25 protein-coding genes and 1 riboswitch are annotated in these 25,405 nt (G+C 66.8%); of the genes, 17 read left to right on the forward strand and 8 right to left on the reverse strand.

Features of this window, described 5'->3' with window-relative positions; genetic code table 11:
* The first annotated feature begins 3 nt into the window (after positions 1 to 3).
* Positions 4 to 495 (forward strand): molybdopterin-dependent oxidoreductase, encoded by a 492-nt coding sequence (locus CFB46_RS21225; RefSeq protein WP_089501158.1) that lies wholly within the window; start codon positions 4 to 6, stop codon positions 493 to 495.
* Between the two features lie 120 nt (positions 496 to 615).
* Positions 616 to 939 carry a winged helix-turn-helix domain-containing protein gene (locus CFB46_RS21230; RefSeq protein ID WP_089501159.1) on the forward strand — a complete coding sequence of 108 codons (324 nt, stop codon included), beginning with the start codon at positions 616 to 618 and terminating at the stop codon, positions 937 to 939.
* A 24-nt stretch (positions 940 to 963) separates the two neighbouring features.
* Here CFB46_RS21230 and CFB46_RS21235 read toward each other — a convergent pair whose 3' ends face one another.
* The 4 genes from CFB46_RS21235 to CFB46_RS21250 all read right to left on the reverse strand — a co-directional run bounded on the left by CFB46_RS21235 (position 964) and on the right by CFB46_RS21250 (position 6,037).
* The gene (locus CFB46_RS21235) at positions 964 to 2,310 is read right to left on the reverse strand and encodes a DUF2325 domain-containing protein (protein WP_089501160.1); all 1,347 of its coding nucleotides are present in this window, start codon (positions 2,308 to 2,310) and stop codon (positions 964 to 966) included.
* Positions 2,311 to 2,430: 120 nt separating this feature from the next.
* Positions 2,431 to 3,132 (reverse strand): hypothetical protein, encoded by a 702-nt coding sequence (locus tag CFB46_RS21240; RefSeq protein WP_227789702.1) that lies wholly within the window; start codon positions 3,130 to 3,132, stop codon positions 2,431 to 2,433.
* 69 nt (positions 3,133 to 3,201) lie between these two features.
* Positions 3,202 to 4,095: a helix-turn-helix transcriptional regulator gene (locus tag CFB46_RS21245; RefSeq protein WP_089501162.1), complete on the reverse strand. Its 894-nt coding sequence runs from the start codon at positions 4,093 to 4,095 to the stop codon at positions 3,202 to 3,204.
* 550 nt (positions 4,096 to 4,645) lie between these two features.
* Entirely contained in the window at positions 4,646 to 6,037 is a 1,392-nt protein-coding gene (locus CFB46_RS21250; protein ID WP_089501163.1) for an MFS transporter, read from the reverse strand.
* A gap of 212 nt (positions 6,038 to 6,249) precedes the next feature.
* Between CFB46_RS21250 and CFB46_RS21255 the strand changes: the two genes are divergently transcribed.
* A complete protein-coding gene (locus tag CFB46_RS21255; protein WP_373558197.1) occupies positions 6,250 to 7,200 on the forward strand; it encodes an IS110 family transposase in 951 nt (316 codons plus the stop codon).
* 227 nt (positions 7,201 to 7,427) lie between these two features.
* On the opposite strand, the gene CFB46_RS21260 is transcribed toward CFB46_RS21255, so the two are convergent.
* Positions 7,428 to 7,796, reverse strand: coding sequence for a hypothetical protein (locus CFB46_RS21260; RefSeq protein ID WP_089501164.1), 369 nt, complete (start codon positions 7,794 to 7,796; stop codon positions 7,428 to 7,430).
* 22 nt (positions 7,797 to 7,818) lie between these two features.
* A complete protein-coding gene (locus CFB46_RS21265; protein ID WP_089501165.1) occupies positions 7,819 to 8,199 on the reverse strand; it encodes a winged helix-turn-helix transcriptional regulator in 381 nt (126 codons plus the stop codon).
* Between the two features lie 136 nt (positions 8,200 to 8,335).
* Between CFB46_RS21265 and gstA the strand changes: the two genes are divergently transcribed.
* The 6 genes from gstA (at position 8,336) to CFB46_RS21295 (ending at position 15,929) form a co-directional block, all read left to right on the forward strand.
* Complete coding sequence (gene gstA / locus CFB46_RS21270) at positions 8,336 to 8,968, forward strand: glutathione transferase GstA (protein ID WP_027782189.1); 633 nt, start codon at positions 8,336 to 8,338, stop codon at positions 8,966 to 8,968.
* A gap of 87 nt (positions 8,969 to 9,055) precedes the next feature.
* Complete coding sequence (locus CFB46_RS21275; protein ID WP_089501166.1) at positions 9,056 to 9,442, forward strand: hypothetical protein; 387 nt, start codon at positions 9,056 to 9,058, stop codon at positions 9,440 to 9,442.
* A gap of 91 nt (positions 9,443 to 9,533) precedes the next feature.
* Positions 9,534 to 10,826 (forward strand): TolC family protein, encoded by a 1,293-nt coding sequence (locus tag CFB46_RS21280; protein ID WP_089501167.1) that lies wholly within the window; start codon positions 9,534 to 9,536, stop codon positions 10,824 to 10,826.
* A gap of 11 nt (positions 10,827 to 10,837) precedes the next feature.
* On the forward strand, positions 10,838 to 12,361 hold the full coding sequence (locus CFB46_RS21285) for an efflux RND transporter periplasmic adaptor subunit (RefSeq protein ID WP_089502289.1): 1,524 nt from the start codon (positions 10,838 to 10,840) through the stop codon (positions 12,359 to 12,361).
* Positions 12,358 to 15,564: an efflux RND transporter permease subunit gene (locus CFB46_RS21290; protein ID WP_089501168.1), complete on the forward strand. Its 3,207-nt coding sequence runs from the start codon at positions 12,358 to 12,360 to the stop codon at positions 15,562 to 15,564. The genes CFB46_RS21285 and CFB46_RS21290 overlap by 4 nt, the downstream gene beginning before the upstream one ends.
* Positions 15,561 to 15,929, forward strand: a complete 369-nt coding sequence (locus CFB46_RS21295; RefSeq protein ID WP_027782194.1) for a copper-binding protein — start codon at positions 15,561 to 15,563, stop codon at positions 15,927 to 15,929. Before CFB46_RS21290 ends, CFB46_RS21295 begins: the two co-directional genes overlap by 4 nt.
* A 93-nt stretch (positions 15,930 to 16,022) precedes the next feature.
* On the opposite strand, the gene CFB46_RS21300 is transcribed toward CFB46_RS21295, so the two are convergent.
* On the reverse strand, positions 16,023 to 17,033 hold the full coding sequence (locus tag CFB46_RS21300) for a sodium:calcium antiporter (RefSeq protein ID WP_089501169.1): 1,011 nt from the start codon (positions 17,031 to 17,033) through the stop codon (positions 16,023 to 16,025).
* Positions 17,034 to 17,101: 68 nt separating this feature from the next.
* Positions 17,102 to 17,270: riboswitch (yybP-ykoY riboswitch) on the reverse strand.
* A gap of 116 nt (positions 17,271 to 17,386) precedes the next feature.
* Here CFB46_RS21300 and CFB46_RS21305 point away from each other — a divergent pair.
* The 6 genes from CFB46_RS21305 (at position 17,387) to CFB46_RS21330 (ending at position 22,339) form a co-directional block, all read left to right on the forward strand.
* Positions 17,387 to 17,662, forward strand: coding sequence for a metal/formaldehyde-sensitive transcriptional repressor (locus tag CFB46_RS21305; RefSeq protein WP_012338822.1), 276 nt, complete (start codon positions 17,387 to 17,389; stop codon positions 17,660 to 17,662).
* Positions 17,663 to 17,673: 11 nt separating this feature from the next.
* Complete coding sequence (gene dmeF / locus CFB46_RS21310; protein ID WP_089501170.1) at positions 17,674 to 18,684, forward strand: CDF family Co(II)/Ni(II) efflux transporter DmeF; 1,011 nt, start codon at positions 17,674 to 17,676, stop codon at positions 18,682 to 18,684.
* A gap of 2 nt (positions 18,685 to 18,686) precedes the next feature.
* Entirely contained in the window at positions 18,687 to 18,872 is a 186-nt protein-coding gene (locus CFB46_RS21315; RefSeq protein ID WP_027782197.1) for a DUF1289 domain-containing protein, read from the forward strand.
* A gap of 98 nt (positions 18,873 to 18,970) precedes the next feature.
* On the forward strand, positions 18,971 to 20,179 hold the full coding sequence (locus tag CFB46_RS21320; RefSeq protein ID WP_089501171.1) for an MFS transporter: 1,209 nt from the start codon (positions 18,971 to 18,973) through the stop codon (positions 20,177 to 20,179).
* Positions 20,180 to 20,197: 18 nt separating this feature from the next.
* A complete protein-coding gene (locus CFB46_RS35985) occupies positions 20,198 to 20,431 on the forward strand; it encodes a hypothetical protein (protein WP_179235096.1) in 234 nt (77 codons plus the stop codon).
* A 93-nt stretch (positions 20,432 to 20,524) separates the two neighbouring features.
* Complete coding sequence (locus CFB46_RS21330; protein ID WP_089501173.1) at positions 20,525 to 22,339, forward strand: ExeM/NucH family extracellular endonuclease; 1,815 nt, start codon at positions 20,525 to 20,527, stop codon at positions 22,337 to 22,339.
* Here the strand turns inward: CFB46_RS21330 and CFB46_RS36535 are convergent.
* Positions 22,291 to 22,800 (reverse strand): hypothetical protein, encoded by a 510-nt coding sequence (locus tag CFB46_RS36535; RefSeq protein WP_227789688.1) that lies wholly within the window; start codon positions 22,798 to 22,800, stop codon positions 22,291 to 22,293. The two genes, CFB46_RS21330 and CFB46_RS36535, sit on opposite strands and share 49 nt — an antisense overlap.
* A 237-nt stretch (positions 22,801 to 23,037) precedes the next feature.
* On the opposite strand from CFB46_RS36535, the gene CFB46_RS21345 reads away from it, so the two are divergent.
* Positions 23,038 to 24,885: a S10 family serine carboxypeptidase-like protein gene (locus tag CFB46_RS21345; RefSeq protein WP_089501174.1), complete on the forward strand. Its 1,848-nt coding sequence runs from the start codon at positions 23,038 to 23,040 to the stop codon at positions 24,883 to 24,885.
* An 82-nt stretch (positions 24,886 to 24,967) separates the two neighbouring features.
* The gene (locus CFB46_RS21350; RefSeq protein ID WP_227789689.1) at positions 24,968 to 25,360 is read left to right on the forward strand and encodes a 2-oxoglutarate dehydrogenase; all 393 of its coding nucleotides are present in this window, start codon (positions 24,968 to 24,970) and stop codon (positions 25,358 to 25,360) included.
* Positions 25,361 to 25,405: the final 45 nt, after the last annotated feature.

Here is a 25,405-nt window from a genome sequence, read left to right on the forward strand (position 1 = left end):
GCGATGGAGATGGCAGGGACGGCGGCGCCTTCGGCGCATCAGACGGCGGCGGGCTCGATCGCGCTGACGGGCGCATTCGTGCGGCCGATGACGGTGACGCTCGACGATCTGCGCCGGCACGCGAGCGCAACGGCCGAACCGTTCGACCTGCGCTGCTTCACGACGAACCGCTTCATCCGCTCGGTCGCGCCGTATCGCGGCGCGCGGCTGAAGGACCTGCTCGATGCGGCCGGCCTGCGCAACGACGAGCCGGGCGACTTCAAGCGCACGGTGTTCATCGCGCATGCGCACGACGGTTATGCGGTCACGTTTTCATGGCACGAGCTGTTCAATACGCCGGTCGGCGAGCACGTGGTCGTCGCGTTCGAATGCGGCGATGCGCCGCTGTCGATCGACGACGGCGCGCCACTGCTGTTCTCCGGCGCCGACTTGCTGCCCGCGCCACGTCACGTGAAGCGGCTGGCCGGCATCGTCGCGCGCGTGCTCGAGGTCTGAGCCGGCGCGCATGCCGGCGGCGTTTGCCGCGTCGGCCATCGTGTATGCTTGCCCGCATCGTTTAAACGGCGGGACAACATGAAGACTTCGGCACACCCCAAGCCAGAGGTGCGGTTCAGGATGCGCATCCAGCAAGCCGACACGATCGCGCTCGGCCCGGGCAAGGTCGCGCTGCTCGAGGCCGTGCGCGAGCACGGCTCGATTTCGGCGGCGGCGCGCAGCCTGAAGATGTCGTACCGGCGCGCGTGGCTGCTGATGGACGAGTTGAACCGCTCGCTGAAATCGCCCGCCACGATTTCAGAGCATGGCGGGCAGAGCGGGGGCGGCAGCGTGCTCACGCCGGTCGGCGAGGAGATCATTCGCCTCTATCGCGGGATCGAGGCGCGCGCGTACGCGGCCTGCGCGGACGAGATCGCCGCGCTCACGAAGATGGTGCGCCGCTGAAGGATGCGTTCGGTCGGGTCCCGCCTACCCGTGCCGCAGGCAGAAGCGCGGCGTGCCGCCCGTGGATGCATCCGGCGACATGGCGTCACGCGCTTGCGCATCGAGCCGCCCAATCAGTTCGACGAAGCTGGCGACACTGGCGGTCCGCAGGGGGTAGTACGCGATCCGGTGGCGCTCGCAGATGCGCTTGAGCAGGTTCATCGAATCGTGGTCGATGCAGTCGACCGGGAACACGACCAGGTGCGCGCCCGGTAGCGCGGCGGCCAGCAGGCCCTTGCGATCCTCGATGCCGCCGTCGTGCATCGTCACGTCGCCGCCGGACGCCTCGACGATCCGCCGGATCGCGCGGTTCGAACCGGGCCGCCCGCCGACATAGACGATGCGCTTGCGCTGAAGGATCGACGGCGTGTCCATGGCCGGTTCGGCCGGATCGTCCGTCGACGCCAGCACCGCCTGTTCGAGCGCGCTCGCTTCGGCGCGCAGCGTTTTCACCATCGCCATCAGGTCGTCGAACCGCGCGCGCATCGCGCGGGCGCTTGCCTGTTCCGCGGCAATCCGCTGCTCAGCCGCCTCGCGGCGGCTCGTGTGCAGCGCGAGCCGTTCGTCGCGCGCGGCCAGCGCTTCGCGCAATTCACGCACTTCGTCGCGCAACACGGCGTCGTCGGCCAGCGGCTGGGCGTTCCGGCGCGCGTGGATCGCATCCAGTTCCTGCTGCGCCGCGTCGCGCTGCGTGCTCATCTCGTGCAGGCGCGCCTGCTGCCTTTCGATCTTCGCGTGCAGCGCGGCATTCTCTTCCTCCAGCGCGACCAGCCGCCGGTTATCGGCGCGATTGGCCGCGCCGACCAGGTGCGACAGCATGTGCAGATCGCCGAACGCGGCCTGGCGCACGCTCATCGTCGTGCGCGGATGCGTCATCAGCGCCCAGTACGCGGGCGGAATGTCGCCGTTCTTGAGGGCTTCCTTCCAGCGCGCGAGGAGTTCGTCCGCATCCTTCGCGCTGTCGAACGCGCGTATCGCGCCTGCATAGCGCTCATCGAGCGCCTTGTGCAGCGCCTTGCCGCCGGCCGCGCCTTCGATCGCGAGCTCGACGGCCGCGTGGTGGATTTCCAGGTCGGTCGCGCGCTGGCGGTCGAGATCGGTGAATTTCGGCACGAGCTTGCGCAGTTCGTGTGTGGTCAGGCAGGTGCCGATGATCGAGCAGTGCAGATGCGAATCGAGTTCGAACAGGCGCGTGCGGCGCCTCAGCTCAGCCTGTTGCGCACGGGACGGCGCGCAGCATGCGTCGATCCGCGCGCCGGTTCCCGCGGACGGATGGCCGGCGGACGACGGGAGGTCCGCCATGCGGGCAAGGCGAAAGGGCGGAGCGTGCATGTTGACCTCTATCCGGCGCGGTCGGACCGGAGACGGATGCGCGAAAGATTTGCGAAATATACCACGGAATATAACGAGGGAAATTCCGGGAAAATCGCGGAGAAAGGCACGGCGGCGCGCTCAGCAGAGCACGGTTGAACGGTCGGTGCGCGGCAGTGCGGCCGGGGCCGGCAGCGGCGCTGCGGGTGAAACGGGGAGCGACGCCGGCGCGTGGTGTTCCATCACGGACTCGACGCACAGCCCGACGAACAGCACGTCGACGTGCTCCAGCGCGGCGACCGCGTCACGCATCGCGGCCGGGTCGTTGCTGAATGAATCGGAGAACACGTCGTCGCGCGTGCGTTCAAGACGGTGCGCGTGTCCGATCGCCCGTTCGAGATCGGGCAGGTGCGTGAAGCGTGCGGCGCGTGCGTCAGCTTCGAGCGTCGACAGCAACTCGCGAAAACCCATCGCGGACAGCGCATCCTCAGGCGCGGTTGCGTTGCGCGCGGCCGAGAACATCCGGATAAAGCGCACGACGCTGCCGCGCAGGCGCCGAAATGCGTCGACGACATCCGTGACCTGCTGCGCACGCGCGTCGCTCGACAACGGCTTGAGCGCACTGATCTTGCGCGCAAGCGGCTGTTCCCGTGCGGCGCGCAGCGGGGCGAGATCCGTCGGCGTGCGGGTCATGTCGTTTCTCCGGGTGTGCAGGTATCGATATATTCTACGGTATATATCGATAAAGCAAAAAAGGGCTGTCTTCATTTTCCGAGGGAAAGCGATCGGCCGATGGTAGAGGAGAACGGCCGCGCGAAGATTCTGAAGTCGCAACGTTTGCATCGGCGGGTCTCGATGCGAGTGGCGCCGCGGCATCGACGCGGCGCAGCCGAAGGCGGCCGCGCGGTCAGGTCAGCCGGAGACGGCGGGCTGACCGGGCCGCAGCGCGCCGTCGTGCGATCCGGCGGAAGGGAATGGCGTCGCGGCCGAGCCCCACGCGGCGAGTTCGCGCTTCGTGCGCACGCCGAGCTTCGCGAATGCGCGCTTCACGTACGACTCGGCCGATGCCACGCGTACGCCGAGAATTCCGGCGGTTTCCGGCACGGTCTTGCCGGAGAGCAGGTGCTTGCAGGTTTCGTATTCGCGCTTCGACAGCTTCACGCCGTCGGCCGCGAGCCGCGCATCGAATTGCGCGAGCGGATGGACGTCGGGCGTCGCGTGCGCGATGCGCCGCGCGGCGGTGGTCGACGCATGCAGTTCGAGCAGCGGAAACAGCATGTCGCTGATGTCGCGGAAGCGGTTCATCTCGGCGAGCGTGAACGGTGGCCGGCCGCGGCCGCGCTCCAGTGCGATCGAATGCTGCGAATAGCGCGTGCCCCGCGCGAGCACGCATTCATGCCCGATATGCACGTCGTCGAACAGCCGCTGGCGGAATTCGCCGGGCGGGATCGCCGCGATGTCGCGCACCACCAGCATCGTGCCCGTCTTGCCGCGCAGCCCCGCGAACAGCGGGTCGCTGCCGAGAAAGCGCTCGTAGTAGAGCGTCATCACGTCGGAGATTTCGGCGGATGCGGCGCCGATGCCGCTGCTGCCGATCCATTCGCAACGGTAGCCGGTGGGCATCGTGCCGTCGACGCGCGAACGTTCGACGTGCGCGACGTCGAGCGGCACGATATGGTTCAGCAGTTGCGTGAGGCGCGGCACGAAGTGCGGCGTGCCGACCGTCTCGATCAGCTCGCCCAATGCCTTGAACGATACGTTGAAGCGATCGTTGTCGCGGTGCAAGGAGGTCACGTTGAGCAGCATGCGGTTACCAAGGGGCTGTTTCGCCCATCACGCGCGTTCCGCCGATACGAAAAAGCATGGGCGGGGCCGGCCATCGGAGCGGCCGACCGCAAGTCCATCGTCAGCGGGAGCAGGCCCCTTGAAGCGGTTGGATTCTAGCGCTTGCCGCGAGTGACGTCATCAGGGGGAAATACCGGCAGGCGTCCCGCCGATCCGTTCGCCCCGTAAAACGTCGCGTGTCATTCCGAAGAGGGCATACCGGGGCAGTGTAGACGAGTCGCCGCGTCTGGGCCTTTTTCAATCGAACGGCAAACGATTCCGATGACTACCGTGATCACGGACATCCTGCCGCCACGCGCACGCATGGGCGAATTCAAGACGCTCGACATTGGGAGAGACGAAAGCGACTGGCGGCCGATCTGCGCACCGTCGGAATCGATACCGATACATGTGCGCCCGATTGCGCGGCCGGCCATCCTCACGACCTCCCGCGTGACGCGTTGCGGCGGTCGTGACACCGCAAGGGAGCAGCGATCGAGCAGGGCGGCGCAAACGTGCCGCCCTTGTGCGTTCATGCGTCGATGCGCTCCACCTTGCCGACGAGCAGCCCGTACGACAGGCTGCCCGCGAGCGCCATCGCGGCGATGTAGGTGATCGCGCGCGAGAAGTCCGCGCCGTCGACGAGCAGCCCGATCACGATCGGCGTCGCGATCGCGGACAGGTTGCCGATCAGGTTGAATACGCCGCCCGTGAGGCCGATCAGCCGCGCGGGCGCGAGCCCCGACACGAGCGACCACGTGATCGATGCGAAGCCGTTGCCGAAGAACGCGATCGTCATGAACGCGATCACCCAGCCGGTGGAGCTCACGTAGTTCGCGCCGATGATGCAGGTCGAGATCAGCAGCCCCGAGATGATCGGCAGCTTGCGCGCGAAGCCTTGCGACGCGCCGCGCCGCATCAGCCAGTCCGACAGCACGCCCGAGCACAGCACGCCGACGAACGCGGCGAGGAACGGCAGCGACGCGAGGAAGCCCGACTTGATGAAGTCCATCCCGCGATACTTGACGAGGTAGGTCGGGAACCACGTGAGAAAGAACCACAGCGTCGAGTTCAACGCGAACTGGCCGAGGTAGATGCCCCACAGCTTGCGCCGGCCGAGCACGACGCCGAGGTCGCGCCACGTCGACGGTGCGCGTTCGCTGCGCGCCGCGACGCGGTCCTCGAGATCGACGAGACCGCCGCCGTCGCGGATCAGCGCGATTTCAGCCGCATTGACGCCGCGAAACGCGCGCGGCTCGCGATACACCGCATACCAGATCGCGGCCCATGCGATGCCGGCGAGACCGGTCGCGACGAACACCATGTGCCAGCCGAGATGCACCTGTAGCCACGCGAGCACCGGCGTGAGGAACGCGAGGCCGACGAACTGGCCCGACGTGTAGCCGCCGATCGCGCTGGCGCGCTCGCGGGTCGGGAACCACGTCGTCACCACGCGGTTGTTGATCGGGTAGGCCGGCGCCTCGAGCGCGCCGACCGCGAGGCGCAGCACGATCAGCCCGACGAACGAGCCGGCGAAACCGAGCAGCAGCGTCGCGGCCGACCACAATGCGAGCGCACCCGCATACAGCACGCGCGGCGACACCTTGTCGACGAGCCAGCCGCCCGGAATCTGCATCAGCGCATAGGTCCAGCCGAACGCGGAGAACACGAGGCCCGCGCGGACCGGATCGATGTTCAGTTCCTTGAACAGCTCGGGCGCCGCGATCGACAGGTTGCTGCGATCGAGATAGTTGATCACGACGGTGACGAACAGCAGCGCGAGGATCAGCAGCCGCTTGCGGCTCGGCGGCGTGGCGGGGGCCGCGGCCACGGTTGCGCGGGCGGCGGATTCGGACGAGGCGCCGGTGTGGGCGGACGGCCGCTCCGGCGGGTTGGCATGGGTGCGTGACGCGGATTGGGCCACGGTCGTCTCCTTATATCTTCGATTTGCTTCAAACTTCAGTTGTGGCCCGCCGTGAGGCGGGCTGCCTTACCGGTTGGCGGCCATGGCACAGCTTGTGTCTCCTGCGAGCCATCGAGCTCGAATCACAGCTCAAGGCGTGTCGTGGCTGCCTCGTTTAACGCTATCCCGAATGGTTGATTGATCTCATTTCGCATCTATAAGGCTGGGAGTCGATGAACATGAGCCAACCGGTTTTCGTCGGTATCGATGTCGCCAAGGACAGTGTCGAAGTCTGCTGCTCGGACGCCTCGACGCATGCGTTCGAGAACACTGAAGCCGGACACGCGAAGTTGTTGCGCTGGCTCAGGCGCAAGACAGTTACGTTGGTCATACTTGAGGCCACCGGCGGCTACGAGCGAGCCTGCGCGGTGGCGCTGGCGGGCGTCGGATTGCCCGTGTCGGTCATCAACCCTCGCCAGGCACGTGATTTTGCGCGGGCTATGGGGCGACTGGCCAAGACCGATCGGCTTGACGCGCGGGCATTGGCCGAGTTCGCCGCCGTGTTGCATGCCCAGGGGCATCAGCCCCGTGCGTTGGCCACTCAGGAGCAGCGTGAGCTCGTCGCACTTGTTACGCGCCGACGGCAACTCGTGGCCATGCTCGTGAGCGAGCGGCAACGCCTGGCCGTCGCTCACGAGCGGGCCCGTGCCAGCATCGAGGCAATGATCGAGGCCTTGCTCAGTCAGTTGGCCGACATCGATAACGACGTACAACGTGTGCTTCAGGAACGCTACGCCGATCTGTCGGCTTTGCTGCAATCGGTCAAGGGCGTTGGCCCGACCACCGCCAGTACACTCATCGCTGAACTGCCCGAACTCGGACACCTCACTCGCAAGCAGATCACCAGTCTTGCGGGGCTTGCACCCATCAATCGCGATTCGGGCACCCTGCGCGGGCAGCGCCATATCTTCGGCGGGCGCTCCAGTGTCCGACGCGTACTGTACGTCGCCGCACTGGTCGCCACGCGCTTCAATCCGCTGATCCGTAGCTGCTATCTGAGGCTGATCGCCGCCGGCAAGCCCAAAAAAGTCGCCCTCGTCGCGTGCATGCGCAAACTGCTCATCACGCTCAATGCCATCGCCCGCTCGGGCGAGCGGTGGCAGCCGGATTTCAAGGGCGCATGACATGGGCTGTCTCAAGATGGTTGCTGTGTTCTATGCGCCGGCCGGCGCTCGCGAACGAGGCGGCCGAATCGAATGGCGTTGGAGCGAACGTTAGAGCCGTGGCGCGGCGTGCGTCAACATTTGGGCAGGCATCCCTATTAATGGGATGGTTGGCGCTCAATATGTGGGAATGAATGCCGGCCGGCGTGTGTCGGCGTCGTCACGAAGGAGAGGGCGCAGGCGGGCGTTCAGCCGCGCGTGCTGTCGTCGCGATAGCCGTTCTTGCCGATGAAGATTTCCTTCAACGCGGCGCGCAGCGTGATCGGATCGTACTGGCCGGGCGCGAGGTGAATCACGTAACGCGTCTGGCCGTCGAGACGCGCGGCGATGCCCGGCTCGATCTCGACGTCGATCGTGTCGTCGGTCAGCCGCACCGACAGATCCTTGACGCGCAGGTTGAGCTGGTCGCGCACCATCACTTCGATCAGTGTGTCGTCCGGAAAGCGCGACAGCGCGAAGCAATAGTCCTGCTCCGCATCGTGACAGTAGATGTTGGCGAAGCTTTCGTCGTCGTCGAGGTCGGACGTGGCCGCGCCGACGGTAGCGTGAAGTTGCATGAATGAGATTCCTGCTGAAGGGTTATTCGTGGGCGTGCATCGTCGTGCCGATCGCAGCCGTGCTGTCGGACATCGTGTCGGTCCGCACGTCGCGCGCCTTCAGCCACAGCCCGAATTCGCGCATGACCTCGACCACCGGCCGCAGCCGGTCGCCGTCCGCGGTGAGATCGTACTCGACGCGCACCGGCACGTCCGGGTAGACGGTCCGCTGCACGAGCCCCGCGTCTTCCAGTGCGCGCAGGTCGAGCGTCAGCATGCGCTGCGAGATGCCCGGCATGTCGCGCCGCAGGTCGCTGAAGCGGCGCGGCCCGTCGAGCAGATACGACACCAGCAGCAGCCGCCAGCGGCCGCCGAGCAGGCGCATCGCTTCTTCAACGGAACATCCTGTCGCACTCGTTTTCATCGTGCCGAATCCTGGTCGGTAAATTTTTTGCGACTACGGCACAAACGACTGCCGTCTTCTCAGCGCTGCGCCGATGCGAGATATTAGCGCCCGCGTCGCGGCGAATCGATACATGGACAACTCACGAAGGAAACGTATGAAGCTCTATCACGCTCCCGGCAGCTGTTCGCAGGCGATCTGCATCGTGCTGCGCGAAGGCGGGTTCGACGCGGAGATCGTCAGGGTCGACGCGCGCAAGCATGTCGTCGAAGGCGGCCGCGACTACTACGACGTGACCGAACTCGGCTACGTGCCGCTGCTCGAACTCGACGACGGCACGATGCTGCGCGAAGGGCCGGTGATTGCCCAGTATCTCGCGGACCAGCGCCCGCAAGCCGCGCTTGCGCCCGCTTACGGCACGCTCGCGCGCTACCGGCTGATGGAATGGCTCAACTTTCTCGGCACCGAGATCCACAAGGGCTTCATCCCGCTGCTGTATGCGGTGCAGGCAGGGAAGTACGTAGAGCCCGTGCGGCAGAAGCTCGACAGCCGCTTCGCGTGGATCGACCGCCAGCTCGACGGCAGGACGTTCGTCACCGGCGACACGTTCACGGTCGCCGATGCGTACCTGTTCGCGCTGACCGGCTGGGGCAAGGCCGACTGGTTGCGCTCGGTGTACAACGCGGATATCGATCTGAGCCGGCATGCGCATCTGCGTGCGTGGTACGAGCGGGTGCGCGGGCGGCCGGCCGTGCAAGCCGTGCTGGCGGCAGACAACCTGCTGCGATGACGCGCGGCGGCGGCGGCAGGGAACGCGCGTTGTTTTGCCGTAGCGACGCCGCGCCATGCTGAAACGGGCCGCGCTATAATCGCCGCCATGAAATGGCTTCGGACCTTCATCCTGCTGTTGCTGTGCGCGGTGCTGCCCATCAGCGGGCTGGCAGCCAGCGGCCTGACCGGTGAATGTCCGATGCAGCACACGAAGTCGATGGAGGCGGGCACGGGCATGAACATGGCCATGTCCGCCGACATGAGCGGCTGCGATTCGATACAGCCGTCATCCGCCGATCACGCGAAGGCCAAAGCCAAGGGCATGGCCTGCAAGGTGACGGCCCAATGCCAGTTCGGCAGTCTCTACCACCCGGCCGCCCGCGCCGACGTCAGCCGTCCCGCTGCATTCGCCAGCACGATCGTCTTCCACTACACGCGGTCCGTCCCGGCCCGCGACCCGAACGGGTTGTGGCGCCCTCCACGCATCAGCTGATCCCGATTTGACCGGTTCACCGCGCACGCGGTGAGGTTCGTCCTGCGCGCAGGACGGGGAATCCCTTTGGGTTCCGATTTGGGGTTACACCATGTCATTCGCTTTTCGCACGCTGCGCATGCCGCGTGCATGTCGGCGCGCGCCCGTACCGTGGGCCGCGCTGCTGGTGGCGGGCGCCGTTCACGCGCAGCAGTCGCCGTTTACGCTGGACGCCGCGCTGCAGTCCGCCACCGATCGTTCCGCGTCGATGCAGGCCGCGCAAGCTTCCGTGCTCGCGCGCGCCGAAGCGGCCGTCAAGGCCGGCCAATTGCCGGACCCGATGCTCAAGGCCGGCATCGACAACCTGCCGGTCAACGGCGGGCAGCGCTTCACCGTCGGCCAGGATTTCATGACGATGCGCCGCATCGGCATCGAGCAGGAATGGGTGTCCGGCGACAAGCGGCGGCTGCGTACTGCGCTGGCCGACGAACAGGTCGGCCGCGAGCGCGCCGGCTATCTCGCGCAGCTGGCGGCCGTACGCCGGCAGACCGCGACGGCTTGGCTCGATGCCGTCTATGCGAAGCAGGCACTCGTGCTTCAGCAGGCGCTGCTCGGTCACATGAACCATGAATTCGATGCGACGCAGGCGTCGTATCGCGGCGCGAAGGCGAGCGCGGGCGACGTCGTGCAGGCCCGCTCGATGCTCGCACAGACGCAGGACCAGGTGCTCAAGGCACAGCAGGCGTACCGCACCGCGCTCGTCGCGCTGGCGCGCTGGACGGCGGCGCCCGTGACGGACGTGACGGGTACGCCGCCCGCGCCTGAATCCTTCGTTTCGTCGTTGCCGCCGGACGAGCTGCGCCTGTCGCAGCCGGCGCTCGTCGCCGCCGCGGACGATATCGCGGTGGCCGAAGCCGACGCGGCGGTCGCGAACAGCGAGCGCAGCCCCAACTGGACGTGGGAAATCGCGTACCAGCAGCGCGGCGGCGCGTACTCGAACATGGTGTCGGTCGGCGTCTCGATCCCGCTGCCGCTCAATCGCAAGAATCGCCAGAACCGCGACGTGGCCGAAAAGGCTGCGCTCGCAACGAAGGCGCGCCTGATGTACGAGGACACGCTGCGTCAGGTACAGGCCGATATCCGCACGCAATCCGACACGCTGGCGAGCGGTCGTGAACGCATCGCGAACCTGGGCGCCGCGCTGTTGCCGGCCGCCGACCAGCGTGTGCGGCTCGCGACGGCCGCGTACCGGGCGGGCACGGGGTCGCTCGCCGACACGTTCGCCGCGCGGCGGGCGCAACTCGAAGCCCAGTTGCAGGTGCTCGATCTCAGGCGCGACGTGTCGCAGACCTGGGCGCAGCTCGAATATCAAGTCGTGCCGTCGGCAATGGCCGCCGCGCAGTGAAGGAGACCGCCATGACCAAGCAATTACTGGCGCGTGCGGTGCCGATCGCGTTCGCCGGCGCGGCGCTCGTCGGCGCCGGTTACTTCGCGGGCCTCCGCCATGCCACGGGCGATGCGGCGACGGCCGCCACGGCTGCCGCCGCACCGTCGGGCATGCAGGCTCGGCAGCCCGCACGCAAGGTGCTGTACTGGAACGACCCGATGGTGCCGAACCAGCACTTCGACAAACCGGGCAAATCGCCGTTCATGGACATGCAGTTACAGCCCGTCTATGCGGATGAAGGCGACGCCGCGGCGGGTATCCGGATCGATCCGGGCCTGCAGCAGAACCTCGGCATCCGCTATGCGACCGTGCGCCGGCAGCAAACGGCGGCCGGTTTCGACGCGGTGGGCACCACGCAGTTCGACGAAGCGCGCACGAAAGTCGTGCAGTCGCGCGTCACGGGCTACATCGACCATCTGTATGCACGCGCGCCGATGCGGCGCATCGCGAAGGGAGCGCCGGTCGCATCGCTGTTCGTGCCCGACTGGCTCGCGCCGCAGGAGGAATATCTCGCGCTGAAGCGAGGCGGGATGGACGGCAGCCTGCTCGATGCGGCGCGCGCGCGGATGCGGGCGCTGTCGATCCCGGACGGCATGATCGCGAATCTCGATCGTACCGGCCGCGCGCAGACGCACGTCGTGTTGAGTGCGCCGGAGGCCGGCGTCGTCAGCGAGCTCAATGTGCGCGACGGCGCGATGGTCGCGCCCGGCCAGACGCTCGCGAAGATCGCCGGGTTGTCCACGCTGTGGCTGATCGTCGAGGTGCCGGAAGCGCTTGCTTTGAACGTGCAGCCGGGAATGTCGGTCGACGCGACGTTCGCGGGCGATCCGGCCCGGCATTTCAGTGGACGCATCCGCGAAGTGCTGCCCGGCATCAGCACGGACAGCCGCACGCTGCAGGCGCGGGTGGAGATCGACAACGCATCGCTGAAGCTCACGCCCGGCATGCTGATGCGCGTACGGGTCGCCGATAAGGCGACGGTGTCGCGCCTGCTTGTGCCGTCCGAGGCCGTGATCGCGACCGGCCAGCGCACGATCGTCATCGTGAAGAACGGCGACGGCCGGTTTCAGCCGGCGTCGGTGACGGTCGGCAACGACGTCGGCGGCGACACGGAAGTGCTCGGCGGATTGAACGAAGGCGATACGGTCGTCGCGTCGGGGCAGTTCCTGATCGATTCGGAAGCCAGCCTGAAAAGCGTGCTGCCGCGGCTGGAGCGCGCGGCAGGGACAACCGCGGCCGCATCGTCCGCGACGGCAACCGCGCCGGTCTACGAAACCACCGGCAAGGTGGAGAAGGTCACGGCCGACGACATCACGTTCTCGCATCAGCCGGTGCCGGCGCTCGGCTGGGGTGCGATGACGATGGCGTTCGGCAAGCCGTCGGCGCAGGCGTTCGCGGACGTGAAGCCGGGCCAGACCGTGCGTTTCGCGTTCATGCAGACCGACGACGGCTACCGGCTGACGAAGGTCGAGCCGCAGGGAGGGGGGCGATGATCGCGCGCATCATTCACTGGTCCGTCCATCACCGGTTTCTGGTGCTGCTGGCTACCGTGCTGCTCGCGGCATGGGGCGTGCATTCGCTGCGGCAGACGCCGCTCGATGCGTTGCCCGATCTGTCGGACACGCAGGTGATCGTGAAGGCGTCGTATCCGGGCAACGCGCCGCAGGTCGTCGAGGACCAGGTGACCTATCCGCTCACGACGACGCTGCTCGGCGTGCCGGGCGCGAAAACCGTGCGCGCGTACTCGTCGTTCGGCGACGCGTTCGTCTATGTGCTGTTCGACGACCATACGGATCCGTACTGGGCGCGTTCGCGTGTGCTCGAATACCTGAGTCAGGTGCAGAGCCGCCTGCCGGCGGGCGCGACCGTGTCGCTCGGCCCGGATGCGACGGGCGTCGGCTGGGTATACGAGTACGCGCTCGTCGATCGCACCGGCCATCACGATCCCGGGCAACTGCGCGCGCTCAACGACTGGTTCCTGAAGTTCGAGCTGAAGGGCGTGCCGGACGTATCGGAAGTCGCGAGCATTGGCGGCATGGTGCGCCAGTACCAGGTCGTGCTGGATCCGGACAAGCTGCGCGCATACGGGGTCCCGCAGGCGGCGGTCGCTGAGGCCCTCGGCAAGGCCAACCAGGCATCCGGCGGCTCTGTCGTCGAGCTGGCCGAGTCGGAGTACATGGTGCGGTCGTCGGGCTACCTGCGCACGCTCGACGATTTCCGTCGCGTCGTGCTGCGCACCGACGCCGCCGGCACGCCGGTCCTGCTCGGCGACGTCGCACGCATCCAGGTCGGCCCGGCGATGCGGCGCGGCATCGCGGAATTGAACGGGCAGGGCGAGGTGACGGGCGGCGTCGTCGTGATGCGCTCGGGCAAGAACGCGCTGACGACGATCGACGCGGTGAAGTCGAAGCTCGCCGACCTGAAGCGTTCGCTGCCGGCCGGCGTCGAGATCGTCACGACCTACGACCGTTCGCAACTGATCGCGCGCGCGGTCGACAACCTGACGGACAAGCTGATCGAGGAGTTCGTGATCGTCGGGATCGTCTGCGCGGTGTTCCTGTTCCATCTGCGCAGCGCGCTGGTCGCGATCCTGTCGCTGCCGCTCGGCGTGCTGGCAGCGTTCATCGTGATGCGCTACCAGGGCGTGAACGCAAACCTGATGTCGCTCGGCGGGATTGCGATCGCGATCGGCGCGATGATCGACGCCGCGATCGTGATGATCGAGAACGCGCACAAGCATCTGGAAGCGTACGACCGCGCGCACCCCGGCGAGCCGATCACGACCGCACGGCGCTGGGAACTCGTGGCGGCGTCTGCCGCGGAAGTGGGCCCCGCGCTGTTCTTCTCGTTGCTGATCATCACGCTGTCGTTCGTTCCGGTGTTTTCGCTGGAAGGGCAGGAGGGCAAGCTGTTCGCGCCGCTCGCGTTCACGAAGACCTACACGATTGCCGCCGCCGCGGGGCTGTCGGTGACGCTGGTGCCCGTGCTGATGGGCTATCTCGTGCGCGGCCGCATTCCGCACGAGTACGCGAACCCGATCAACCGCGTGCTGATCCGCCTGTACCGGCCGTGGCTCGAAGCGACGCTGCGGCGCCCGTGGGCGGCGATCGGCATCGCGGCCGTCGCACTCGTGCTGACTGCCGTGCCGTTGTCGCGGCTCGGCGGCGAATTCATGCCGCCGCTCGACGAAGGCGATTTGCTGTACATGCCGACCGCGCTGCCGGGCATCTCGGCGGACAAGGCGAGCGAACTGCTGCAGCAGACCGACCGGCTGATCAAGACCGTGCCCGAGGTCGACACGGTGTTCGGCAAGTCGGGCCGCGCCGATACGGCGACCGACCCGGCGCCGCTCGAAATGTTCGAGACGACGATCCGGTTCAAGCCGCGCAGCGCGTGGCGGCCCGGCATGACGCCGGAGAAGCTCGTCGACGAACTCGACCGGACGGTGAAGGTGCCGGGCCTGTCGAACGTATGGGTGCCGCCGATCCGCAACCGGCTCGACATGCTGTCCACCGGGATCAAGACGCCGGTCGGCGTGAAGATCTCGGGGCCGGACCTGGCGGGGATCGACGCGATCGCGACGCAGGTCGAGGCGGCCGTGAAGCACGTCCGGGGCGTGACGTCCGCGCTCGCGGAGCGGCTGAACGGCGGCCGCTACATCGACGTCGACATCGACCGGCTTGCCGCCGCGCGTTACGGGCTGTCGGTGGCCGATATCCAGTCGGTCGTGTCGTCGGCCATCGGCGGCGAGGAGGTCGGCGAAGTGATCGCGGGGCGCGAGCGCTTTCCGATCAACATCCGCTATCCACGCGAGATCCGCGATTCGCTCGAGAACCTGCGGCAACTGCCGATCGTGACCGCGCGCGGCGCGCAGATCCGCCTCGGCGACGTCGCGCATGTCGCGATCGCCGACGGGCCGCCGATGATCCGCAGCGAGAACGCACGGCTGTCCGGCTACGTGTACGTCGATCTTCGCGGTACCGACCTCGGCACGGCCGTCCGTGCGATGCAGCAGGCCGTCGCGCGGCAGGTCGCGTTGCCGCCCGGCTATTCGATCGCATGGTCGGGTCAGTTCGAGTATCTCGAACGGGCGGCGGCGACGCTGCGCACCGTCGTGCCCGTCACGCTCGTCGTGATCTTCGTGCTGCTGTTCGTCACGTTCGATTCGGCAGCCGATGCGTTGCTGCTGATGTCGACGGTGCCATTCGCGCTGGTCGGCGGATTCTGGCTCGTGTGGGCGCTCGGTCATGCGGTGTCCGTCGCGACGTCGGTCGGCTTCATCGCGCTCGCGGGCGTGGCCGCCGAATTCGGCGTCGTGATGCTGCTGTACCTGAAGGGCGCGCTGCAACGCCGGCTCGATGCCGGCGAACCGCTGACCGATGCGTTGCTGCTCGACGCGATTCGCGAAGGCGCGGTGCTGCGTGTACGCCCGAAGGCGATGACGGTCGCCGTCGTGCTCGCCGGGCTCGTGCCGATCATGATCGGCCACGGCGCCGGTTCCGAAGTCATGCAGCGCATCGCCGCGCCGATGGTCGGCGGCATGGTCACGGCGCCGCTGCTGTCGATGTTCGTCATTCCCGCCGCCTGGCTTCTGCTTCAGCGCCGTCGTGCGCGAAGCGCGGGCCGCCCGCGGCATTCCGATGCAGTTCCTTCCGGCACGAACGTGCCATCCATTCCCACCGGAGAATCACGATGAAGATGAATCAATTGATCGCCACCGCCGCCGCCGTTCTCGCGTGCGGCGCTTTCGCCGTCCCGGCCGTTGCCGCCGGCGACATGTCGGGCATGGACATGTCCGGCATGAAGATGTCGTCGGACGGCGCGGCGGAATCGAACGCCGCGCTGACCGACGCCGAAGTGAAGAAGGTCGATGCCGCGAGCGGCCGGATCACGCTGAAGCACGGCGCGCTGGAGAACGTCGGGATGCCGCCGATGACGATGGCGTTCAAGGCGAAGGATGCGGCGATGCTCGCGCACGCGCATGCCGGCGACAAGGTCAAGGTGCGGATCGAGAAGGTCGACGGCACGCTGACGATCGTCAGGCTCGTCAAGGGCTCCTGATCGTCCGGATGCGGGCGTTCGCTGCCGCCCGCATCCGGCGCCGTGAAGCGCGTCGCGCCGACGTGTCCGCCGGCCGGCGCGCCCGATGTACGCTCAGCGCGTCAGCGTCAACGCCAGATACCCCGCATAACCCGCGCCGTTCGCGAGCAACGCCCACAGCGCGAGCCCGCGCGTGCGCGCATTGACGCGCAGCCAGGCCGCCGCCGCGAGCGTGATGATCACGCCGGTCAGCACTTCGGGGCGCGGCTCCCACGGCGTCAGCATGATGCCGATCGCCGGCAGCAGCGTGCCCTGGAACACCATCGCGCCGGTGATGTTGCCGAACGCGAGCGTGTCCTTGCCGCGGCGGATCCACAGCACGCTGTTGACCTTCTCGGGCAGTTCCGTCGCGATCGGCACGATGATCAGCGACAGCAGCAGCGCCGACACGCCGAGCACGTGCGATACGCCTTCCACGCCGTGAATGAAGCCCTTCGCCCCACCGACCAGCAGCGCGACGCCGATCAGCAGTTGCAGCATGATCGTCGCCAGGTTGGTCGGCAAGCCGACGCGCGACAGGAACATCGCGTGCGGCGCCTCGGTGCCGTGCCCGGCGTCGACGAGCCCGGTCGACGCGCGGAACGTCATCACGACGTACATCACGTAGAGGCCGACCAGCATCGCGGCGAGCAGCGCGCGCACGGCCCAGTTGTGATGCGGGACGAACATCGCGATGGTCGCCAGCGAGAATGCGGCGAGGAAGGTGTTCATGTCGCGCACGAAGCCCGTGCGTTCGGGTGCGATCGTGCCGCGCGGCCCGCGCGAGCGGATCACGGCGAGCGTCATCAGGAACGTGGTGAGCGTCGCGAGCATCAGCGGCGCGCCGAGAATCGCGCCGACGCCGATCTCCTCGTTCACGGCCTGGTTCGACGTGCCGCCGGCCAGGGCGAGCAGCGGCACCATCGTTTCGGGCAGCGCGGTGCCGACGGCCGCGAACAGCGAGCCGGTCACGCCTTCGGAAATCTTCAGGCGTTCGCCGAGATGTTCGAGCGCATTGGTGAAGACCTCGGCCGCGACGAGGATGACGATCAGCATGAACGCCAGTTCGACAAACATGAAGGTCATGCGGCACCTCCGCAGGCAGCGGTGGCGTGAGGGAAGCGAGCGGGAAGGGACATGGGGACTCCGTGGTCGGACGCTGACGAACCATGACACATCCGCCGCCGTCCGACCAGGAACGACGCGATGTGCCCATGGTCTCGCCAAGCCGATCAGGCCGAACGCGCCACGGCCGCAGGCCGAGTGTGTTGACGCGTTCGCTTTCCGGGGACGGAAAGCAGGCTACTCCCCAAAGACGGAAAGCAGTCTAGCCGAGCGGTTTTCTTTCGACAAGCCTTCGTCTCGAAAAAATATATCCCTTCGCCCGGTGAGGGTAGCCGTCAGGATATATACTCCCCTACCCTATACAGGAGCCATCGATGAGCCATACCGTTCGCGAAAAACAGAAGCTGCTGAACCGCGTGCGCCGTATCAAGGGACAGGTCGAAGCGATCGAGCGGGCACTGGAAGATGAGCGCGGCTGCAACGACGTGCTGCAACTGATCACGAGTTGTCGCGGCGCGATGAACGGCCTGCTGGCCGTCGTGCTGGAAGACCACATCCGGTCGCATCTCGTCGATGCGGACACGCCCGATGCACACGAAGGCAGCGCGACCGAGCAGCTCATCGACGTCGTGCACAGCTATTTCAAGTAAGCGGATCGAACATGAACGAATTCAAGGGCCCGGCAACAGGCGGCATGCACAGCCACGCGTTTCTGGGGGCCGCACACGCGCAGAACGAGCGGAAGACGTGGATGGTCATCGGCCTCTGCACGGCGATGATGATCGCCGAGATCGTCGGCGGCACGCTGTTCGGCTCGCTCGCGCTGGTCGCCGACGGACTGCACATGTCGACGCACGCGGGCGCGATGCTGATCGCGGCGCTGGCCTATACCTATGCGCGCCGGTACGCCGACGATCCGCGTTTCGTGTTCGGCACCGGCAAGCTCGGCGACCTGGCCGGCTTCACGAGCGCGATCGTGCTGGCGATGATTGCGTTGCTGATCGGCTACGAGGCGATCGCGCGGCTGCTGGCGCCGGTGCCGATTCACTTCGACGAAGCGATTCCGATCGCCGTGCTGGGGCTCGCCGTGAACCTCGCCAGCGTGTGGCTGCTGAGCGGCGATCACCATCACGGGCATCATCACGGTCATGGGCATGATCATCCCCACGACCATGATCACGACGATGCCCACCACGCGCACCACGCGCATCATGGTCACGGTTCGCACTCGGCGGCGCATCGCGACCACAACATCCGGTCGGCCTACGTGCACGTGATCGCCGACGCGGCCGTGTCGGTGCTGGCGATCGTCGGCCTGCTGCTCGCGCGCGCGTTCGGATGGGTCTGGATGGACCCGCTCGCGGGCATCGTCGGCGCGCTGGTGATCGCCAACTGGGCGTACGGGCTGATACGTGATACGGGCGGTGTCCTGCTCGACGTCAACGTCGATCGCAAGCTGACGGACAACGTCCGCCGCGCGATCGAGGCGCTCGGCGACAAGGTCAACGATCTCCATGTGTGGCGCGTGGGCCCCGGGCACATGAGCGCGATCGTGTCGGTCGAATCGGGTGACACCGCACGCGATGCGCGTTTCTATCATGCGCTGCTCGCGGGCTTCGACGGCGTGTCGCACGTGACCGTCGAAGTGATGACACCTGCGAAGGCGGCCTGATCGTGGCCGTGAAATCGCCATGTATCGACCTGTGCGCGTTCGACGGTCGCACGGGTTTTTGTGTCGGCTGCCTGCGCACGCGCGACGAGGCGCGCGACTGGAAGAAGCTGACCGACCATCGCCGCCACCAGATACTCAACGACCGTACGCGCCGGCAAGCGAAACTCCGGCGCGACGACGCGCAATAGCAAGGGCGCCCGCGCTCCCGAAGCCTGCGATCGGCGCCACGAGCCTGCGGTAGTATCGCTGGCATCCAGTGCCAGGATTCCTGAACCGGGAGCGCCCCATGCAGACCGACTCATCGACCGGCATTCTTCGCCAGATTCCGCGCAGCGTGTGGGTGCTCGGCTGCGTCAGCCTGCTGATGGACGTGTCGTCCGAAATCATCCACGGCCTGTTGCCGATGTTCCTCATGGCGGGTCTTGGCGCGAGCGCGACGACGATCGGCCTGATCGAGGGGATCGCCGAAGCGACGTCGCCGGTCGTCAAGGTGTTCTCCGGCACGCTGAGCGACTACCTGCGCAATCGCAAATGGCTCGCGGTGACCGGCTACGCGCTCGGCGCGCTCAGCAAGCCGCTGTTCGCGATCGCGCCGACGATCGGCGTCGTGGTGACCGCGCGGATCGTCGACCGCGTCGGCAAGGGGATTCGCGGCGCGCCGCGCGATGCGCTCGTCGCCGACGTCACGCCCGTTCACCTGCGCGGCGCAGCGTACGGGTTGCGCCAGTCGCTCGACACGGTGGGCGCGTTCCTCGGGCCGCTGCTGGCCGTCGTCATCATGCTGGCGTGGCGCGACAATTTCCGCCTCGCGTTCTGGCTGGCCGTGATTCCCGGCGTGCTGGCCGTGGCGCTGCTCGCGTTCGGCATCGACGAGCCGGCACGTGCGCCGGGCGAGAAGCGCGTGAACCCGATCCGCCGCGAGGTCGTCGCGCAACTCGGCGCCCGCTACTGGTGGGTGGTGGCCGTCGGCGGCGTGTTCGCGCTGGCGCGTTTCAGCGAGGCGTTTCTGGTGCTGCGCGCGATGGGCAGCGGCGTGCCCGTCGCGCTCGTGCCGCTCGTGATGGTCGCCATGAACGTCGTGTATGCGTCGTCCGCTTACCCATTCGGCAAGCTCGCCGATACGACGAGCCACACGAAGCTGATGGTGGTCGGGCTCGTCCTGCTGATCGCCGCCGATATCGTGTTGGCGCACGGCGCGTACTGGCCGACCGTGCTCGTCGGCGTCGCGCTATGGGGGCTCCATATGGGGATGACGCAAGGGCTGCTCGCGACGATGGTCGCGCATGCCGCGCCGGCCGAATTGAGAGGGACGGCGTTCGGCGTATTCAACCTGATCAGCGGCATCGTGACGCTCGTCTCGAGCGTCGTCGCGGGCGTCCTGTGGGATCGGGCCGGTGCTGCCGCGACGTTCTACGCGGGGGCCGTATTCAGCGCGGCGACCATCGCGCTGCTCCTGTGCGTTCGCACGTCGTTCGGTACGGTGCGGGATCGCTAGCGCCGAACGCGGCGGCGCATGACCTGGCTGCCCGTGCCGCGCGGAAAGTACTGCGCGAACGTCGTGCGCCCGTCGCGGCTCGCGATCTCCACCTTGCCGCGATGCCGTTCCCTGATCGACTTCACGATCGCGAGTGGCGGCCGTACTCGTATCGAGCGCGCTGCGGGGGATGGTCTGGCGCGGCGGTTTTCGTCGGAAGATTCGCTGCATTTTATCGGCTCGATCGTACGGCGCATGGCGATCGCGGCGTGATGGCGACAATTACATCGGCCTGTCTGCCGATTACCAAAAACTGTCATTGAGCGCCGCTAAGCTTTCGCCACCCTCACAACCGGGATTCCCGCCATGCGCTCCACAATCCGCCTGTTTGCCCCGCTATTGCTGCTCCCGACGCTCGCCGCGCCGGCATTCGCCGCCACTGCCGCGCCCGTCAGCCCGAACTGCGGCGGCAGCACGACGCCGATCGCCGAGATCCAGGGGCCGGGCGCGCCGTCGCCGCTCGCCGGCCAGAACGCGTCGATCGAAGCCGTCGTCACCGCCGATTTCGGCGGCACGGACGGCTTCGGCGGCTTCTTCGTCCAGCAGGCCGACGCGCAGCGCCGCAACCAGCCGGGCGTGTCCGAAGGCCTGTTCGTCTATGCGCCGAAAGCGCGCGCGAAGGCCGGCGATCTCGTGCACGTGACGGGCAAGGTCGAGGAGAAATACGGGCAGACGCAACTCACGCTGTCGGGCGCGATCGCGGTGTGCGCGAACGGCCAGACGGTCACGCCCGCGACGCTCACGCTGCCGGTCGACAGCCCGAACGCGTTCGCCGCATACGAAGGGATGCTCGTGCGCCTGCCGCAGACGCTGAGCGTCACCGACAACTACGAGCTCGGCCGTTATGGCAGCGTGATGCTCAGCAACGGCCGCCTGCGCACGCCGACGAGCGTCGTGCCGCCCGCGCAGGCGCAGACGCAGATCGACGCGAACGCGCGCAACCGCCTGATCCTCGACGACGGCTCGAACAAGCAGAACCCCGCGACCGTACCGTATCCGGCGCCGGGCCTGTCGGCCGCGAACACGCTGCGCGCGGGCTACACCGTGCGCGACGTCGAAGGCGTGCTCGAAGTGCGTTACGGCGCATGGCGCGTGCAGCCGCTGCCCGGCGCGGCCGTGCCGGCGTTCGACGCACGTGCGAACCCGCGCACCAACGCACCGGCGCGCGATCCGAAATCGAACCTGCGCGTAGCCTCCTTCAACGTGCTGAACTATTTCAACGGCAACGGTCTCGGCGGCGGCTTCGACGATCCGAACAACCGCGGCGCGAAGACGTTCCAGGAATTCCAGCGCCAGGAAGCGAAGATCGTCAGCGCGCTGAAGGCGATCGACGCCGACGTGATCGGCCTGATGGAAATCCAGAACAACGGTTACGGCGAACTGAGCGCGGTGCGCCAGCTCGCGGCGAAGCTCGGCAACCAGTGGCGCGTGGTCGATCCGGGCACGTCGCGGCTCGGCGGCGACGCGATCGCGGTCGCGCTGATCTACGACAGCCGCAAGGTCGAACCGGTCGGCCGCGCGGCGACGCTCGCGATCGACGACAAGAACCGTCAGCCGCTCGCGCAGTCGTTCCGGCTGGCCGGCGGCAACAAGCAGGCGCTGACGGTGGCCGTGAACCACCTGAAGTCGAAGAACTGCCCGGACGCCGCGAACGACGATCTCGACCAGGGCGATGGCCAGGGCTGCTGGAACCCGACGCGCACGCGCGCGGCGGCGAAGGTGGCCGACTGGCTGGCCGGCAATCCGACGGGCGTCAAGAGCCAGGGCGTGCTGCTGATCGGCGACTTCAACAGCTACACGTACGAAGACCCGATCCGCACGCTCGAATCGCGCGGCTACCGCAACCTCGTCGCGCGCTGGATCGGCGCGAACGCGTACAGCTACGTGTACAACGGCGAAGCCGGCTATCTCGACCATGCGCTCGCGACGCTGCCGCTCGCATCGCACGTGAAGGCCGTGCACGAATGGCACATCAACGCGGACGAGCCGCTCGCGCTGCAGTACACGCTCGCGTACAAGTCGGCCGAGCAGCAGAAGACGTTCTATGCGGCCGATGCGTATCGTTCGTCCGATCACGATCCGGTGCTGATCGATATCGCGCTGCCGGGCGGCGGGAAGTGACCAGGGTTTGAGTTTTTGCGACAGGCGCGACGCGCGGCAATGCCGTACGTCGCGCCTGTCCGGGAAATCCGTTCGAATATCGGGTAAATAATGCCGCGAAGAATTAATCGAACCGGTATTTTATGGATGACGCAGTGCACATCGATTCTGTAATTGAAGAATGATGGAAGTGAATCGAATTTCCGAATGACGTGCGTATGCCGCTGCATCGTCCCAATCGATTGGCGATAATAAAAATGAAAGAATAATCCTGTCGATCCGAAGGCTTTGAATGCGCTGCGCCGATGCAGGAAAGGTTTCTGCGTTGTGCGGGAAAAGTAAAATATTCGACGCGGCATTGCCGATAAGGCACACCTTTCACGAATAATCCCGTTTTCTTTCAAATACCAGACACTATCCGCCCTTCGCATCATTGCGGGATTTTTAATATCCGAATGATCTTTGACAACGCGGCGCAGCACCGCCTATTTTTGTCATGGCTTAAGTTTCAGTTATACAAAAGTTGTCCAAACTGCAGGGGGCGCGTCCGGCATCATTCTCGCCAAGCAGTTTGCTGTGTCTGTATCACGTTCAGTCTCTTGGAAGTCCGATCCCCAACCGCCGACTGCCGACCGTGCAACGCGAGTGGCGGGTAGGCCTGCGCGTTTCGCGGGCGTTGGCGGCCTTTGTGACGCGGTATCCGAAATCAAAGGGCAGAGATGAAACCAGACAGGAGCAGTACCGGCAGCCGCCGTGTTCGTCGCGGCCGGCTGGCCGGGCTAGGCGCATTGACCGCCATGACACTGGCGCTCGCGGCATGCGGCGGCGACGATTCGTCGTCCGTCGGCGCATCGAGCCTCGCGCAGGCCACGGCGAGCCAGCAGGCCAGCGCGCAGGCGGCCGGTAATCCGGCGCCGGCGGCCAACCAGCCGTACGTCGACCCGGTCGCGTACTCGATGAACGCGACCGACGGCCTCGCGCCGTCGCAGGTGTCCGAGAAAGCGGCCGTCATGCATTACCAGTGGAAAGGCGGCGGCAAGACGATCGACTACACGACGACCACCGGCCACCTGACCGCGCAGGACGCGAACGGCAATGCGGAAGCGTCGATGTCGTATGTCGCGTACACCGCGCCCAGCACGAACGGCAAGCCGCGCCCGGTCACGTTCGTCTATAACGGCGGCCCCGGCTCGTCGTCGATCTGGCTGCGGCTCGGCTCGTTCGCGCCGACCCGCGTGGCCACGCCCGATCCGCTGTTCGGCAACAACTGGCCGAACTATCCGCTCGTCGACAATGCGGAGAGCCTGATCGACACCACCGATCTCGTGTTCATCGACCCGCCCGGCACCGGGCTGTCGGAAGCCGTGTTGCCGAACACCAACCAGAAGTACTGGGGTTCCGACGTCGACGTGAACATCATGCGCGACTTCATCCAGCGCTATCTGAACGTCAACAGCCGCGGCACGTCGCCGATCTACCTGTACGGCGAATCGTACGGGACGCCGCGTACCGACATGCTCGCGCTCGCGCTCGAATCGGCCGGCGTGCACCTGACGGGCATCGTGCTGCAGTCGTCGATCCTGAACTACTTCGCGGATGCGGTGGAAGCGGTGGCGATCACGCAGTCGACCGAAGGGCTGCTGCTCGATACCGATACGGTGGCCGGCTATCTGCCCGGCTACGCGGCGGTCGCGGCGTACTTCAACCAGGTGTCGCCGGCGCCGGTGAACCAGGATCTGTACGCATTTCAGACGGAGCTGTTCACGACGCTGATCTACAACCAGCTGCAGAAGTACTCGCAGTCGTGGGTGTTGAGCCAGCTCGGCATTCCGGATGCGCTCGGCACGCCGGTGTTCCCGAGCGATGCGACGCTCAGGCTGTGGTCGATCCCGTCGAGCCTCACGCAGCAGGCGCTGCGCGGCTACTTCAACGCGAATCCGTTCGGCACGAGCCTGCTGCCCGGCACGACGATCGGCCGGTATGACGGGCGCGTGTCGTTGCCGAATTCCGACCCGCGGCTGCAGACCGACGGCGATCCGTCCGACATCCTGATCTCGCAGCCGTTCACGAACGCGCTCGCGACGCAGATGCCGGACTACCTCGGCTACACGGCCCCGAACGCGACGTACCTGCCGCTGAACGACAACATCATCGGCGTCTGGGACTTCTCGCACGACGGCCAGCCGATGCCCGACACGATCCCCGATCTGCTCGGTGCGCTGCAGCTCAACCCGAAGCTTCGCGTGCTGGCGGAGAACGGCTACCACGATCTCGCGACGCCGTTCTTCAACACGGAGAAGCAACTCGCGCGGCTGCAGACGGTGAAGGGCCTGAATCCGAAGCTGCAGGTGAACTTCTTCCAGGGCGGTCACATGACTTACCTGGACGACGTCGCCCGTCCGCTGATGAAGCGGGACCTGCAGACGTTCTACAAGGGCGCGCGGATTCCGACGGCGCTGACGCTGCACACGCTGCCGCCGCCGTGGCCGGATGAAAACCCGCCCAGCGTACCGACCGGCAGCGTCCCGGGCGCGACGGCCGCGACGACGCTGGCGGCAGCCCCGTGAGCGACGGATGCCTGGTCATCGGAACCCTCTATTCATCCATTGAATGCGAGCGATCATGTCCCTAATCCAATTGATGCGGCGTATGTCCCCGTTGATCGTGCTCGGTGCCGTGATGAGCAGTGCCTACGCGTTGCCGCCGCAGGCGGTGGCGCCGGTGAAACTGCCGCACGGCGGGCGCGGTGTCGACGGTCCGTTCTTTCCGGCCACGCGGGCGGCGCCGGTGTTGCCGTCGACCGGCGCGGCGTTGCAGCAGCAGGCGCAGCAGCGCGTCGACGCGAGGCTCGGCGGCAATACCGTGCTGAGCAACGGCGCAGCCGTGACGAAGGCGCAGGCGCAGAGCAGCGGGCTCGGCTTCGTGTCGAAGCACTTCGACGAGATCGATGCGAAGCACACCGGCCGCGTGACGATGAGCGACGTACGGCAGTTCATCCGGCAGCGGCAGGTGCAGGCGCAGCAGGAACAGCAGGACGAGTGACGTAGCAGGCAGGGCGGCGGCCGGTGCGGCTTTCCAGCGTACCGG

This window comes from Burkholderia sp. HI2761 (assembly GCF_002223355.1).
GTDB lineage: Bacteria > Pseudomonadota > Gammaproteobacteria > Burkholderiales > Burkholderiaceae > Burkholderia.

Excerpts from the sequence above, each read along its gene's own strand:
- CFB46_RS21225 (WP_089501158.1), top strand. The coding sequence starts at position 4 with ATGGAGATGGCAGGGACGGCGGCGCCTTCGGCGCATCAGACGGCGGCG.
- CFB46_RS21230 (WP_089501159.1), top strand. The coding sequence starts at position 616 with ATGCGCATCCAGCAAGCCGACACGATCGCGCTCGGCCCGGGCAAGGTC.
- CFB46_RS21235 (WP_089501160.1), bottom strand. The coding sequence starts at position 2,310 with ATGCACGCTCCGCCCTTTCGCCTTGCCCGCATGGCGGACCTCCCGTCG.
- CFB46_RS21240 (WP_227789702.1), bottom strand. The coding sequence starts at position 3,132 with ATGCAAACGTTGCGACTTCAGAATCTTCGCGCGGCCGTTCTCCTCTAC.
- CFB46_RS21245 (WP_089501162.1), bottom strand. The coding sequence starts at position 4,095 with ATGCTGCTCAACGTGACCTCCTTGCACCGCGACAACGATCGCTTCAAC.
- CFB46_RS21255 (WP_373558197.1), top strand. The coding sequence starts at position 6,250 with ATGAACATGAGCCAACCGGTTTTCGTCGGTATCGATGTCGCCAAGGAC.
- CFB46_RS21260 (WP_089501164.1), bottom strand. The coding sequence starts at position 7,796 with ATGCAACTTCACGCTACCGTCGGCGCGGCCACGTCCGACCTCGACGAC.
- CFB46_RS21265 (WP_089501165.1), bottom strand. The coding sequence starts at position 8,199 with ATGAAAACGAGTGCGACAGGATGTTCCGTTGAAGAAGCGATGCGCCTG.
- gstA (WP_027782189.1), top strand. The coding sequence starts at position 8,336 with ATGAAGCTCTATCACGCTCCCGGCAGCTGTTCGCAGGCGATCTGCATC.
- CFB46_RS21275 (WP_089501166.1), top strand. The coding sequence starts at position 9,056 with ATGAAATGGCTTCGGACCTTCATCCTGCTGTTGCTGTGCGCGGTGCTG.
- CFB46_RS21280 (WP_089501167.1), top strand. The coding sequence starts at position 9,534 with ATGTCATTCGCTTTTCGCACGCTGCGCATGCCGCGTGCATGTCGGCGC.
- CFB46_RS21285 (WP_089502289.1), top strand. The coding sequence starts at position 10,838 with ATGACCAAGCAATTACTGGCGCGTGCGGTGCCGATCGCGTTCGCCGGC.
- CFB46_RS21290 (WP_089501168.1), top strand. The coding sequence starts at position 12,358 with ATGATCGCGCGCATCATTCACTGGTCCGTCCATCACCGGTTTCTGGTG.
- CFB46_RS21295 (WP_027782194.1), top strand. The coding sequence starts at position 15,561 with ATGAAGATGAATCAATTGATCGCCACCGCCGCCGCCGTTCTCGCGTGC.
- CFB46_RS21300 (WP_089501169.1), bottom strand. The coding sequence starts at position 17,033 with ATGACCTTCATGTTTGTCGAACTGGCGTTCATGCTGATCGTCATCCTC.
- CFB46_RS21305 (WP_012338822.1), top strand. The coding sequence starts at position 17,387 with ATGAGCCATACCGTTCGCGAAAAACAGAAGCTGCTGAACCGCGTGCGC.
- dmeF (WP_089501170.1), top strand. The coding sequence starts at position 17,674 with ATGAACGAATTCAAGGGCCCGGCAACAGGCGGCATGCACAGCCACGCG.
- CFB46_RS21320 (WP_089501171.1), top strand. The coding sequence starts at position 18,971 with ATGCAGACCGACTCATCGACCGGCATTCTTCGCCAGATTCCGCGCAGC.
- CFB46_RS35985 (WP_179235096.1), top strand. The coding sequence starts at position 20,198 with ATGACCTGGCTGCCCGTGCCGCGCGGAAAGTACTGCGCGAACGTCGTG.
- CFB46_RS21330 (WP_089501173.1), top strand. The coding sequence starts at position 20,525 with ATGCGCTCCACAATCCGCCTGTTTGCCCCGCTATTGCTGCTCCCGACG.
- CFB46_RS21345 (WP_089501174.1), top strand. The coding sequence starts at position 23,038 with ATGAAACCAGACAGGAGCAGTACCGGCAGCCGCCGTGTTCGTCGCGGC.
- CFB46_RS21350 (WP_227789689.1), top strand. The coding sequence starts at position 24,968 with ATGTCCCCGTTGATCGTGCTCGGTGCCGTGATGAGCAGTGCCTACGCG.